At 59.7% G+C, this 13479-nt stretch carries 12 protein-coding genes; 2 read left to right on the plus strand and 10 right to left on the minus strand.

Annotated features, from left to right (window positions below; all coding sequences use genetic code 11):
- Positions 1-223 precede the first annotated feature (223 nt).
- Genes ccoP through ccoN form a run of 4 tightly spaced genes read right to left on the minus strand, consistent with a single transcriptional unit; the run spans position 224 to position 3664 of the window.
- Positions 224-1114 (minus strand): cytochrome-c oxidase, cbb3-type subunit III, encoded by an 891-nt coding sequence (gene ccoP, locus VK792_RS11810; RefSeq protein ID WP_326297703.1) that lies wholly within the window; start codon positions 1112-1114, stop codon positions 224-226.
- A gap of 13 nt (positions 1115-1127) precedes the next feature.
- Positions 1128-1298 carry a cbb3-type cytochrome c oxidase subunit 3 gene (locus VK792_RS11815; protein WP_326297704.1) on the minus strand — a complete coding sequence of 57 codons (171 nt, stop codon included), beginning with the start codon at positions 1296-1298 and terminating at the stop codon, positions 1128-1130.
- A gap of 9 nt (positions 1299-1307) precedes the next feature.
- Positions 1308-2036: a cytochrome-c oxidase, cbb3-type subunit II gene (gene ccoO, locus VK792_RS11820; RefSeq protein WP_326297706.1), complete on the minus strand. Its 729-nt coding sequence runs from the start codon at positions 2034-2036 to the stop codon at positions 1308-1310.
- Between the two features lie 14 nt (positions 2037-2050).
- A complete protein-coding gene (gene ccoN, locus VK792_RS11825) occupies positions 2051-3664 on the minus strand; it encodes a cytochrome-c oxidase, cbb3-type subunit I (protein ID WP_326297707.1) in 1614 nt (537 codons plus the stop codon).
- A gap of 197 nt (positions 3665-3861) precedes the next feature.
- On the opposite strand from ccoN, the gene VK792_RS11830 reads away from it, so the two are divergent.
- The gene (locus VK792_RS11830) at positions 3862-4701 is read left to right on the plus strand and encodes a universal stress protein (protein ID WP_326297709.1); all 840 of its coding nucleotides are present in this window, start codon (positions 3862-3864) and stop codon (positions 4699-4701) included.
- Between the two features lie 76 nt (positions 4702-4777).
- Here VK792_RS11830 and fnrL read toward each other — a convergent pair whose 3' ends face one another.
- On the minus strand, positions 4778-5524 hold the full coding sequence (fnrL, locus tag VK792_RS11835; RefSeq protein WP_326297710.1) for a transcriptional regulator FnrL: 747 nt from the start codon (positions 5522-5524) through the stop codon (positions 4778-4780).
- A 64-nt stretch (positions 5525-5588) separates the two neighbouring features.
- On the opposite strand from fnrL, the gene hemN reads away from it, so the two are divergent.
- Positions 5589-6944, plus strand: a complete 1356-nt coding sequence (gene hemN / locus VK792_RS11840; RefSeq protein WP_326297711.1) for an oxygen-independent coproporphyrinogen III oxidase — start codon at positions 5589-5591, stop codon at positions 6942-6944.
- Between the two features lie 47 nt (positions 6945-6991).
- Here the strand turns inward: hemN and VK792_RS11845 are convergent, their stop codons facing one another.
- From VK792_RS11845 to VK792_RS11865, 5 genes are all read right to left on the minus strand, one after another.
- Positions 6992-8587 carry an ABC transporter ATP-binding protein gene (locus VK792_RS11845; protein WP_326297712.1) on the minus strand — a complete coding sequence of 532 codons (1596 nt, stop codon included), beginning with the start codon at positions 8585-8587 and terminating at the stop codon, positions 6992-6994.
- The gene (locus VK792_RS11850) at positions 8584-9777 is read right to left on the minus strand and encodes an ABC transporter permease (protein ID WP_326297713.1); all 1194 of its coding nucleotides are present in this window, start codon (positions 9775-9777) and stop codon (positions 8584-8586) included. The genes VK792_RS11845 and VK792_RS11850 overlap by 4 nt, the downstream gene beginning before the upstream one ends.
- Positions 9778-9780: 3 nt before the next feature.
- A complete protein-coding gene (locus tag VK792_RS11855) occupies positions 9781-10866 on the minus strand; it encodes a microcin C ABC transporter permease YejB (RefSeq protein WP_326297714.1) in 1086 nt (361 codons plus the stop codon).
- Positions 10867-10879: 13 nt separating this feature from the next.
- Positions 10880-12730, minus strand: a complete 1851-nt coding sequence (locus tag VK792_RS11860; protein WP_326297715.1) for an extracellular solute-binding protein — start codon at positions 12728-12730, stop codon at positions 10880-10882.
- 210 nt (positions 12731-12940) lie between these two features.
- Positions 12941-13456 carry a c-type cytochrome gene (locus VK792_RS11865; RefSeq protein WP_326297716.1) on the minus strand — a complete coding sequence of 172 codons (516 nt, stop codon included), beginning with the start codon at positions 13454-13456 and terminating at the stop codon, positions 12941-12943.
- Between the last annotated feature and the right edge of the window lie 23 nt (positions 13457-13479).

Genomic DNA, 13479 nt, shown 5'->3' on the forward strand with positions numbered 1-13479 from the left:
CGTTTGGCGGGCAGACCCCAACGACATCATCGCCGCAAGAAATCGAGGGTTCCAAATGTTGGATTCAATCCACTAGGGCAAGGTTTCGTTCCGTCAAAAAAAACCGGGCTAAAAAGCCCGGTTTCAGGTGGCTAAAGGCGCCGGTGCTCCAGGAAACGCGCGAACAGGACGGAGCACCGGCGCTGACCCTGCGGCGGTTGCCCGCCGCAGGGAAACTCAGTTTTTATTCGCCACCGCCAAGACTATGGACATAGCTGGCAACAGCGCGGATTTCCCACTCTTCCAACTGGGCCCCGCCCATCGGCGGCATGATGCCGTAACGGGCGTTGTTCACGGTTTCCATCAGGGTGTCGTAGTCCCCACCGTAGAGCCAGATGGCATCTGCGAGGTTCGGCGCACCCTGGATACGGTCACCTGTGCCGTCTTCGGCGTGGCAAGAGGCGCAGTTCTCTTCATAGACAACCTGGCCCTCTTCCACCTTGGACGCATCCTTGGGCGCTTCGGACAGCGACATGACGTAGTTCACGACAGCGTCGATCTGTTCCGGCTCAAGCAGTTCGTCCCGACCGAAGGCCGGCATGGCTGACTGGCGGATATAGTCCACGTCGGTGTCTTCGTTCCGGATACCGGCGGTGACGGTGTAGTGGATGTCTTCAAGCGACCCACCCCACAGCCAATCGTCGTCCAGCAGGTTCGGGTAGCCCTTGTTCCCTGCTGCACCGGAACCGTGGCACTGTGCGCACCAGGACCGGAACACGGCGGCACCGGCATTCAGTGCATAGCTGTGCAGTTCCGGATCGGCTTCGATCTCGGTCAGCTCGACCGAAGCCAGCTTTTCGTTGATCGGCGCCAGCTTGGCTTCCTGGGTTGCAATCTCCTCGGCGACGTCGCCGCGGGTGGACCAACCCAGCACACCGGCCGTTGCGGTCTTGATGCCCGGCCATGCGGGATAGGCGATGGTGTAGCCAATCCCCCAAACGATGCAGAGATAGAAGATGTACAGCCACCATTTCGGCAGAGGCTTGTTGTATTCCTCGATCCCATCCCACGAATGGCCCGTGGTCTCGTAGTCGTGACCTGGCTTGATCTTCATTTTGGACTTGTCGTCACTCATTTTCCCGGCCTCCTCAATCCGCGGCGGGTTTGTCATCGTGCCGGAACGGGATGTTGGACACATCCTTGTACGTCTTGCTGCTGCCCGGCCGGAAGGCGAAGATCACCACACCGACAAAAAAGGCAAACAGGGCAAGAAGCATCCAGCTGTCAGCGAAGTGTCTCAGGAACGTATAGGTTTCCATATCGCCCCCTTAACGGCTCGCATCCGGCGTGAAGGTCGAGAAGTCGACCAACGTACCCAGCATTTGCAGATAGGCGATCAGAGCGTCCGCTTCCGAGATGCCCGGCTGGCCATCGAAGTTGCGAACGTTGATGTCTTCGCCATAGCGCTCCAGCAGACCGTCGTAGTCGCCTTCGGGGTCTGCTTGTGCGGCGAAGTCTTCCTGACCGTTTTCGAGCATTTCATCGGTGTAAGGCACACCCAGGAAACGGTGCGTCGACATGACATCCTCAATATATTCGCCGTCGATCAGACGGGCTTCGAGGAAGCCATATTTCGGCATCACCGACTCGGGCACGACGGACTGCGGGTTCCGCAGGTGGTCGACATGCCAGTCGTCGGAATACCGACCGCCCAGACGGGCCAGGTCCGGCCCGGTCCGCTTGGAGCCCCACTGGAACGGGTGGTCGTACATCGACTCCGCTGCCAGCGAGTAGTGGCCATAACGCTCGACCTCGTCGCGCATCGGGCGCACCATCTGGCTGTGGCAGACATAGCAGCCCTCACGGACATAGATGTCACGGCCTGCCAGTTCCAGCGGCGTATAGGGGCGCATACCTTCAACTTTCTCGATCGTATTGTCGAGGTAGAAGAGCGGCACGATCTGCACCAGACCACCGATGGTCACGACGAAGAAGGCGAAGATCGTGAGAAGCGTGATGTTCTTCTCAAGGATCTTGTGCTTATCAAGAATACCCATTTTCCAAGCCCTCCTTATTCGGCCGGAGTGGCATGAGCGGCAGCGGTGTCGGCTTCAACAGCCGGCGAGCGCTTCACCGTCATCCACAGGTTGTAGCACATGATCAGCGCGCCAGTGACGTAAAGACCACCACCCATCGCACGGACAACATACATCGGGAACTTGGCTGCCACGGTGTCGGCAAAGGCATTCACAAGGAAGCCGTTGGCGTCGACTTCGCGCCACATCAGACCTTCCATGATGCCGGTCACCCACATCGAAGCGGCGTAGAGCACGATACCGATGGTCGCCAGCCAGAAGTGCCAGGACACCATCGAAAGGCTGTACAGACGCTCACGGTTCCAAAGGCGCGGGGTGAGGTAGTACAGGGCACCAAAGGTGATCATGCCGTTCCAGCCGAGCGCACCGGAGTGCACGTGACCAATGGTCCAGTCGGTGTAGTGCGACAGCGAGTTCACCGCGCGGATCGACATCATCGGGCCTTCGAAGGTCGACATGCCATAGAAGCCGACCGAGATCACCAGCATCCGGATGATCGGGTCAGTGCGCAGCTTGTCCCAGGCACCCGACAGGGTCATCAGGCCGTTGATCATGCCACCCCAGGACGGCATCCACAGCACGATCGAGAACACCATGCCCAGGGTCGACGCCCAGTCAGGCAGCGCGGTGTAGTGCAGGTGGTGCGGACCGGCCCAGATGTAGATGAAGATCAGCGCCCAGAAGTGGATGATCGACAACTTGTACGAAAACACCGGACGTTCGGCTTGTTTCGGGATGAAATAGTACATCATGCCCAGGAAGCCTGCGGTCAGGAAGAAGCCCACCGCGTTGTGGCCGTACCACCACTGGGTCATGGCGTCCTGCACGCCCGAGAAGACCTGAACCGACTTGGACCCCCAGATCGACACCGGGATCGAAAGGTTGTTGAACACGTGCAGCATGGCGACGGTGACAATGAAGGACAGGTAGAACCAGTTGGCCACGTAGATGTGGGGTTCTTTCCGCTTCACGATGGTGCCGATGAACACGGCCAGATAGGCAAGCCAGACGATGGTCAGCCACCAGTCAACGTACCATTCAGGTTCTGCGTATTCCTTGGACTGGGTTGCGCCCAGAAGGTAGCCGGTTGCAGCCAGCACGATCACAAGCTGATAGCCCCAGAACACGAACCATGCCAGGTTGCCGCCCCAAAGACGGGCTGCCGAGGTGCGCTGCACCACGTAGAACGAGGTGGCGATCAACGCGTTCCCGCCAAAGGCGAAAATCACGGCGCTGGTGTGCAGCGGCCGCAGACGCCCGAAGTTGGCATAGCCCTGCGCCCAATCAAAGTTGAGCGACGGGAAGGCCAGCTGGCTGGCGATGAACGTCCCGGCCGCGAAACCGACCACGCCCCAGAAGGCAGTGGCGATCACGCCGGCACGAACGACGCCGTCCAGATAGCTTTTTTGCAGCTCCGCAGCCGGAACCGGTTCGTCCGTGCGTCGCAGTGTCCAGATAAACAGCCCACCGGCCACGAGCATCACAATGATGGCGTGGACCATATAGGCCATATCGCGCGCGTAATTGGCTGCCATCATTGCGAATAGCGTAACCAAACCAAGCGCGATCAGCTTGATATAATTCAACATTTTTCGTCCCTTCGTCTGACCCGCACGATTCGTGGTCCGCGCAGGCGGTTTTAGACTGGCAGTTTAATGCGATGATCGGTCTGCCCTATCCTTGATCTGCATCAAGGCTTTGGGGTGTGCGCTTTGACCCGCGTCAAAGTGTAGTAGGGAATCTGCATTTAATGTGCAAAGAGGAACCGACTGCAAAGGAGCCAAACATGGCTTACAAGACGCTGCTGACCGTGGTCACTGACCCCAAGTTACTGAAAAGCACGATCAACCACGCATCCACAGTCGCTTTGGCGATGGATGCGCATCTGGATGTTTTGTGTTTCGGCGTCGATCGCACACAGACCGGATATTACTACGCCGGCGCGAATGCGATGGTGCTGCAGGAAACCCTGTCCCGCGCCACCGAAGACGCCAAGAAACTGGCTGAGGAAGCGCGCGAACAGCTGGACCGCTCGGGGTGCCGCTGGTCGCTGGAAGAGGGCGTGGCACAACTGGCGGATATCGGTCGCCATGTCGCGGGCCGTGCGCGGTTTGCCGATCTGACGATCCTGCCCAAGCCCTATGGCGGCGGTCACGGAGTCGAACTGGAACCGGTGATCGAAGGCGCGATGTTCGAAGGCCAGTGCCCGGTTCTGGTGGTGCCTGATGACGTGGTGCCCGAAAGTGCCCCGAAGCGGGTTGTCGTCGGCTGGAACGAAAGCGCCGAGGCCCTGACTGCGGTGCGCGCCGCGCTGCCGCTGCTGAAAGTGGCCGATCGTGTGCACGTCGTGGTCATCGACCCGCCGCAGCATGGCCCCAACCGGTCCGACCCCGGTGGCCAGCTGTCGCAATTCCTGGCTCGTCATGGCGTCAAGGCAGAGGTGGACGTGTTGTCCAAGACCTTGCCGAAAATCTCTGACGTGATGTGCCGCCATGTCGAAGATGTGGACGCGGACATGATGGTGATGGGGGCCTATGGTCATTCCCGGTTCCGCGAAGCGATTCTTGGCGGGGCCACCCGCAACATGCTGGAAAACGCCAAGCTTCCGGTGTTCATGGCGCACTGAGCTGCGAGTCTTGTGAAAGAACAAAGGCGGGCCGAGGCCCGCCTTTTGTGTGTTCAGGGTCCTGCGTCCCAGCCCGTCAGGCGAACATGCCACCGTCGGCATCGTCGCCGGCTTCGTCCAGCAGACGGTTGAAATCGGGGACGGTGACGTGGCGCTTGCCTTCCAGAGAGATGACGCCGTCCTTGCGGAGTGCCGAGATCTGGCGGCTGACCGTTTCCAGCGTCAGGCCAAGATAGTCGGCCATCGCTTCGCGGGTCAGCGGCAGGTCGAACACCAGCGGCCCGTCAATCGTATTCAGCTTGAGCGACGCATCGCGCCGGGCGATGATCGTCAGCAGAGAGGCGATTTTCTCGCGCGCGGTCTTGCGCCCGAGGACCAGCATCCATTCGCGCGCCGCATCCAGTTCGTCCAGGGTCATTTCCAGCAACCGTTGGGCAATGTGCGGTGTCCGCGACATCATTTCTTCGAACGGAGTCTTGCGGAAACAGCACATCACCATGTCTGTGGTCGCCACCACGTCGTAGGCTGCGGTATTGCGGCCGGGACGCCCGACAAAGTCGCTGGGCAGCAACAGGCCGACCATCTGGGTGCGGCCGTCTTCCATGGTTTGCGTCAGCGTGGCGATGCCCGACACCACGGACCCGACAAAATCCATTCGGTCGCCAGACCAGATAACGGTCTGACCCGCTTCGAACTTGCGGTAATACTTGATCTCTTCCAGTCGCTCGAGCTCATCGCTCTCGCACCGGGCACAGACCGCTCGGTGACGGATCGGGCAATCCTGGCACTCTTGCGTGATGGCTAAGGATCGTTCGTTCAGCATTTTCAATCTTCGGTGTTGATCTGGGTCAATGTCGCGCTTGCCTGACCCTCATAAGTCTACGCGCATGGTGACGCGAACACAACTTTCTCGGCTGGGTCTCTTTGACGCCAAAGTGCCAAGGTACACCAGCTATCCGACTGCCCCGCATTTTTCCGATGCCGTAGGGGCATCTGAATTTGCGTCTTGGATCGAAGCCGTTCCAGAAAACGGCACGATATCCCTATATTTACATGTACCTTTTTGCCGGCGCCTGTGCTGGTTTTGCGCCTGCCGCACGCAAGGGACCCAAACCGCCGCGCCTGTGGCGGCCTATGTCGAGACCTTGAAAACGGAATTGGCGTTGCTGAAAAGGCACTTGCCAAGTGGCGTCAAACTGTCACGCCTGCACTGGGGCGGGGGTACGCCGACGCTTTTGACCCCGGATCTGATGCGCGATCTTACATCTGCGATTCGCAATGTGGCAGAGTTCGCTGAGAATGCAGAGTTTTCCGTCGAGATCGATCCGAACGAAGTGGACGGCGAGCGGCTGGATGTTCTGGCCGCCGCGGGGATGAACCGCGCGTCGATCGGGATTCAGGATTTCGACCAGGAAATCCAGCAAGTGATCGGCCGAATCCAAGGCTATGACATCACCAAGCGTGCGGTCGACCTGATCCGCGACAGGGGTGTGCACAGCCTGAACGCCGATATTCTTTATGGGCTGCCGCATCAAAGCCGGGCCCGGATCACCGAATCTGTGCAAAAGCTTCTGTCGCTGGCGCCCGACCGGGTCGCGCTTTACGGCTATGCGCATGTTCCATGGATGGCAAAGCGTCAGCAGATGATCCCGACGGACGCGCTGCCGACGCCGACCGAACGGCTGGACCTGTTCGAAACCGCGCGCCGCCTGTTCCTGTGGGACAATTACGCCGAAATCGGCATCGACCATTTCGCGATCAAGGGCGACGGGCTGGAAGTGGCGCAACGCAACGGCACGTTGCGGCGGAATTTCCAGGGCTATACCGACGATACCTCTGATGTTCTGATCGGGCTTGGGGCGTCCTCGATTTCGAAGTTCCCGCAAGGCTATGCACAGAACGCGCCCAGCACGTCAGCGTATACAACCGCGGTCCGCGAGGGGCGGTTCTCGACCACCAAAGGCCACGCGTTCGGCGGCGATGATGCGTTGCGAGCACGTTTGATCGAGGCGCTGATGTGCGATTTCAGCGTGTCGACGGCAGAGATCACCCGCGACTACGACATTTCGCCTGCCAAGCTGACGGCGATGTTCAACGAGGCGAACAGCAACTTCGAAAACCTGCTGACGGTGACCGATGCCGGGCTGTTCATCCCGCCCGAGGCGCGCCCGTTGACCCGGATGATCGCGCGGGTGTTCGACGCCTACGACCTGAGCCGTGCCGGCCACAGCTCTGCCATCTAAGCCGGATGCAGGCGTTGCTTTGACAAAAAACTTGCCAGGCGCAGGGCTTATGCGCCTGGTGTTTCGAACGCTGCCGCCAGCAACGTGCGGGTATATGTGCTTTGCGGGTTTGCAAATACGCTTTCGGCGTCGCCAGCTTCGACCACATCGCCCTGTTTCATCACGATCAGCTTGTGGCTCATCGCGCGCACGACCTTGAGGTCGTGGCTGATGAAAAGATAAGCCAGGTCGTGCTTGCGTTGCAGATCGCGCAGCAGGTTCACGATCTGGACCTGAACCGTCATGTCCAGCGCGCTGGTCGGTTCGTCGAGGACCACCAAACGGGGCCGTAGAACCATCGCGCGGGCAATCGCGATCCTCTGACGCTGGCCACCGGAAAATTCATGTGGATAGCGGTGCATCATTGCCGGGTCCAGCCCGACCTCGGTCATGACTTCCTCGACCAGCGTGCGAAACGGGCGACCGTCGGGGCTGCCGTGCACGTTCAGGCCTTCGGCGATGATCTGTTCGCAGGTCATCCGCGGGCTGAGCGAGCCATAGGGATCCTGAAACACGATCTGCATCTCGTTGCGCAAGCGGCGCAGTTGCCGGGTTTTCCAGTTGCGAATATCGGATCCGCGAAAGGTGATCTTGCCGTCGGAGTGGATCAGCCGCATGATCGCCAGCGCCAGCGTCGTCTTGCCTGACCCGGATTCACCTACGATCCCAAGCGTTTCGCCCGCGCGCACAGACAGATTGGCCTCGTTCACGGCTTTGACATAGCCCACGGTTTTTTTCAGAAACCCGCGCTGGATCGGGAACCAGATGCGCAGGTTTTCCGTCATCACCACGTCTTCTGCGCCCGGACGTACCGGCTCGGGGTGGCCCGTGCTTTCGGCGCTCAGCAACATCTGGGTATAGGGGTGCTGCGGGTTTGCAAATACGGTTTCGGTCGGCCCTGTTTCGACGATTTCCCCGTTTTTCATGACGCAGACCCTGTCCGCGATGCGGCGCACGATGCCCAGGTCGTGCGTGATGAACAAAAGGCTCATATCCTCGGACTGCTTCAGCTCTGCCAGAAGTTCGAGGATCTGGGCCTGGATCGTCACGTCCAGCGCGGTGGTCGGTTCATCGGCGATCAGCAGGTCCGGCCCGTTGGCCAGGGCCATGGCAATCATCACCCGCTGGCGCTGCCCGCCCGACAATTGATGCGGATACGCGCCCAGCCGGGTTTCAGGGTCGCGGATGCCGACCTTGGTCAGAAGTTCGAGGATTCGTGCCCGCGCCGCGTCACCTGTCAGCCCTTGGTGCAGCGCAAGGCTTTCGCCCAGCTGCTTTTCCAGCGTGTGCAGAGGATTGAGGGAGGTCATCGGCTCTTGGAAGATGAAACTGATGTCGTTGCCGCGCACCTTGCGCAACACAGACTCGTTCGCGCCGATCATCTCTTCGCCGTTATATAGCACCGATCCCCCGACTTCGGCGGAATCCCCCAACAGTGACACGGTCGAAAGCGCCGTCACCGACTTACCGGACCCGGATTCGCCCACCAGTGCGACGGTCTCCCCCCGCCCGACATTGAAGGACACGCCCTTGACGGCTTGCGTGACCCGGCCGTCCTGCCGGAAACCGACCGTCAGGTTGCGCACCTCCAGCGTTGCACTCATGAAAACGTCTTTCTCGGGTCAAAGGCATCGCGCACGCCTTCGAAGATGAAGACCAGCAGCGAAAGCATGATGGCGAAGACGAAGAAGGCGGTGAAACCCAGCCACGGCGCCTGAAGGTTCTGTTTTGCCTGCAAGGTCAGTTCCCCAAGCGACGGGGCCGATGATGGCAGGCCGAAGCCCAGGAAATCCAGGCCCGCCAGCGTGCTGATCGTGCCGGTTACGATGAACGGCATGAAGGTTAGCGTTGCGACCATGGCGTTGGGCAACATGTGGCGGAACATGATGGTCCAGTTGCTGACCCCCAGCGCCTTGGCCGCACGCACGTATTCCAGGTTCCGTGCGCGCAGAAATTCTGCCCGCACCACGCCCACCAGCGCGGTCCAGCCAAAGAGGATGGTGAGTATGATCAAAAGCCAGAAACTGCGCCCCAGGATCGCGAACATGATGATGATGACATAGAGCGACGGTGTGGCGCCCCAGATTTCGATCACCCGTTGGAAAATCAGATCCAGCAAGCCGCCGAAATAGCCCTGCAGCGCGCCCGCGATGATGCCGATCACGCTGGCGCAGATCGTCACGATCAGGGTGAAAACGATGGACAGGCGGAAGCCATAGATCACCCGCGCAACCACGTCACGCTTGGTGTCATCGGTGCCCAGCCAGTTCTGGGCATTCGGGGGCAGGGGGGCCGCGCCGGGGCGATCCACCGGGGTCTTGTAGTTGTAAGGTATGGGGGGCCAAAGCGCCCAGCCTTTGTAAAATCCGCCCGGTGGCGAAATGCCGTTGTCCACCGCTTCGATCAAGGAATGCGGGGTGTCAAAACACCCTTCCAACCCACCTGTGCGGATCAGGCACTGGACCTCTGGGTCGCGATAGGCAGCCTCTGTCCGGAAATCGCCGCCAAAGGTGGTCTCCGGATAGAAAGTGAAGATCGGGGTGTAGAATTCGCCGCGATAGCTGACGAGGATTGGCTTGTCGTTGGCGATGAATTCCGCGCAAAGCGACAGGCCGAACATCAGCAGGAACACCCAAAGCGACCAGAACGCCCGGCGGTTGCGTTTGAAGTTTCGCCAGCGGCGCTGGTTCAGCGGCGACAGCTGCCATCGCGGCTTGCGTGGCTCTTTCGGTGCGGGGATGGCCGGCGGGGTCGGGTGCAGGAACTGTGGATCGGTAGGAGCGGGGGTTCCCATGGATTAGCCCTCTCGCTTTTCGAAATCGATACGCGGATCGACGACCACATACATCAGGTCGGAAATGATCCCGACAACCAGCCCGATCAGGCCAAAGATGAACAGCGTGCCAAAGACCACGGAGTAATCGCGGGCAACAGCCGCCTCGAACCCCAGCCGCCCCAGACCGTCGAGCGAGAAGATGGTTTCAATGATCACCGAGCCTCCGAAAAAGACGCCGATGAACACGGCCGGGAACCCGGCGATCACGATCAACATGGCGTTGCGGAAGACGTGGCCGTAAAGCACGCGGCTTTCCGACAAGCCCTTGGCGCGGGCGGTCATCACGTATTGCTTCTTGATCTCGTCAAGGAAGCTGTTCTTGGTCAGCAGCGTCAGCGTGGCAAAGGCCGAGATGGTCGAGGCGACGACCGGCAGGGTAATGTGCCAGAAATAGTCGAAGACCTTTCCGATCATCGAAAGTTCGTCAAAATTCTCACTTGTCAGGCCGCGCAGGGGGAAAATTTTCCAATAAGACCCGCCGGCGAACAGTACCAAAAGCAGGATGGCGAAGAGGAACCCCGGAATGGCATAAGCGACGATAATCGCCCCGCTGGTCCAGGTGTCAAAGGGAGAGCCGTCCTTCACTGCCTTGCGGATCCCGAGGGGGATCGACACGAGATAGGCGATCAGCGTTGACCACAGGCCAAGCGTGATGGAAACCGGCATCTTTTCCAGCACAAGGTCGATCACGCTGATCGAGCGGAAATAGCTCTCTCCGAAATCCAGCCGCATGTAATTCCACATCATGTTGAGGAACCGTTCCAGCGGCGGCTTGTCAAAGCCGAATTCCTTTTCCAGATCGGCGATGAAATCTGCGGGCAGACCACGGGCACCGGCATAGTCGCTTTCGCTCGCCCCGCCGCCGCCTCCGGCTTCGCCACCGCCGCCGGAAATCCCCTGGAAAACGTCGCCGTCCCCTTCGATCTGGGCGATGATCTGTTCGATCGGGCCGCCCGGCACGAATTGCACCAGCGTGAAGTTGATGATCATGATGCCCAGCAACGTGGGAATGATCAGCAACAGCCGTCTTAGGATATACGCGCCCATTGTCTTGCCCTGCTCAGAATGCGCCGGCGTCCTTGAGCGCTTGCGCTTTTTCTTCGCTGTACCACCAGATCGACATCTCGCCCAGTGCCAAAGGCGGCGGATTGTCGGTATAGGGGCGTTCATAGACATCGAGATAGGCGATGTTGTGTTCACCCTTGTACCACTGCGGTACCCAGATGTGCATCGCGCGCAGAACCCGGTCAAGCGCACGCACGGCAACGTTGAGTTCTTCGCGCGACTGCGCGTCGGCGATCACGCGGATCAGCTTGTCCACGCCTTCATTCGACAGGCCCGCAACATTGACCGAGCCGGGCGTGTTGGCACTGGCAGAGCCGAAAATCTGCTGCAATTCGTCCCCCGGGGTCTGGCTCATTGAAAAGCGCTGAGTGACCATGTCGTAGTCAAAGTTCTTTTCGCGTTCCTGGGCTTCTGCAGGATCGACGCGGTTGGCGGTCGCTTCGATGCCCAGCCGGTTCAGGTTTTCGATGTAAGGGTTGATGATGCGGTCAAAGCTGGGGCTGTCATTCAGCACCTCAAGCGTCAGCTTCTGTCCGTCCTTGTAGCGAAAGCCATCGTCGCCCACGACCCAGCCCGCATCGTCCAGAAGCCTGCCTGCGCGCCGCAAAAGGCGCCGGTCGGCCAGCGTGTCGGGGTCTGACGTAGCCGGAACATAGGCCGGTTCGGTAAACACGGTTTCCGGGAAGTACGCGCGCAGCGGTTCAAGGATCGCCAGTTCTGCCTCGGACGGCATGCCTTCGGCCTGCAAGGTGTCGGAGTTTTCCCAAAAGCTGTCGGTGCGTTCGTAAAGGCCGTAGAACAGCGACTTGTCAGACCACTCGAAGTTGAAGGCCATGCCGATGGCTTCGCGCACGCGCGGGTCCTGAAACTTGTCGCGCCGCAGGTTGAACCAGAAACCCTGCGTGCCCGCCGGGCGTCCGTCAGGCAGGCTTTCCTTGATGACCCAGCCCTTGTCGAGCGCGGGGAAATCGTAGCCGGTGGCCCAGACCTTGGATGAATACTCTTCTCGGAAGTCGTAAGCACCGCCTTTGAACGCCTCGAACGCGGTGGTGTAGTCCGCGAAATATTCGACCTTCAGGATGTCGAAGTTGTTGGTGCCGATGCTGACGGGCAGGTCCTTGGCCCAGTAATCGTCGCGACGCTTGTAGGAGACAGATCGGCCCGGATCGACGCTTAGCAGATCGTATTCACCGGACCCCATTGGCGGCTCGAGGCTCGATTCCGCGAAATCGCGGTCGGCGTAATAGGCTTTGGACAGGATCGGAATGCCAGCCGCCGTCATCAACAGTTCCCGCAGCGGGCCGTCCGGGTCGAAGGTGAACTTGACCGTGAAATCATCCAGAGCTTCGGCGCCGGTGAAATACTGGAACGTAGTCTTGAAAGACGGCGTACCCTTGTCACGCAGGATTTCGTAAGAAAAAACAACGTCATGTGCGGTGACCTGGCTGCCGTCACGGAATTTTGCCTCGGGCCGCATGTGAAAGATAACCCATTCGCGGTTCTCAGGGTATTCCAGAGATTCCGCTACCAGCCCGTACATCGCATCGGGCTCTTCCAGGTTGCCGGTCATCAACGTGTCGTAGAACACCGAAGACAGCGCGGCGGCGTTGCCCTTCAGGATATAGGGGGTAAGGCTGTCAAAGGTGCCAAATCCCCAGGTTGAAAACGTGCCGCCCTTGGGCGCATCGGGGTTGACGTAATCCCAATGCTTGAAATCGGCCGGGTACTTCAGCTCTCCGAAGGTGGAAACGCTATGTGCCCTGATGATGGTCTCTTGCGCTTGTGCCAGGTGCGGCGTCAGTGCGACCCCAAGGGCCATGATTGCCGCGATCAGACTGTTTCGCATCAGCGACCTTGTCATCTGCATCTGTCGTTTCTCCATAAGCTCCCTCCGCACAACGGTTCGCCCGCAGTTTTTCCTAAGATAAGCTAAAAGGCGCCGGTGCCCATATTCAAGTTGAGAAAATGTAATCTTCGGGCAATTCCCTGTGAGCCCAAAGAAAAACCGCTGCCCTTTCGGGCAGCGGTTCGAAATCCACGCAAGGTGATGGGCCGATCAGCCGCCCAGCGTTTCCAGGTAGGCGATCAGGTTGACGCGATCTGCGTCTTTCGGCAGGCCGGCAAAGCCCATGGTGGTGCCCGGCGCCGCTTCCTTCGGTTTTTTCAGGAAGTGGAACAGGTTTTCCGGGGTCCAGGTTTCCCCGACCTGAAGCAGCGCGCCGGAATAGTTGAAACCGTCAACCGAGTCGATCGCGCGGTTCACAACGCCGTCCAGGTGCGGACCGGTTGCGTTGTTGCCGTCAATCTTGTGGCAGGCGCGGCACTTGCCGAACACTTTTTCCCCTTTGCCCGCGTCAGCCGATGCCATCAGCGTGGCGAAATCGACTTGCGGGGCTTCTTCTTTCGGGCCTTCGTCTGCGGTTGCAATCACGTAACCCTGTGCGTGCTCTTCGCCGTGGCCTTCGCCACCAACGTGATACAGCGCCTCGGCGCTCATGTTGCCCAACAGGTAAATCAGCAGCGCACCGCAGAAACCCCCGAGGACCTTGGTCATCGTCATCGTGTCGAACATGGCTCGCGTATCCGTTTGAATCT

It is taken from the genome of Mesobacterium hydrothermale (assembly GCF_035818635.1).
Taxonomy (GTDB): Bacteria; Pseudomonadota; Alphaproteobacteria; order Rhodobacterales; family Rhodobacteraceae; genus Mesobacterium_A; species Mesobacterium_A hydrothermale.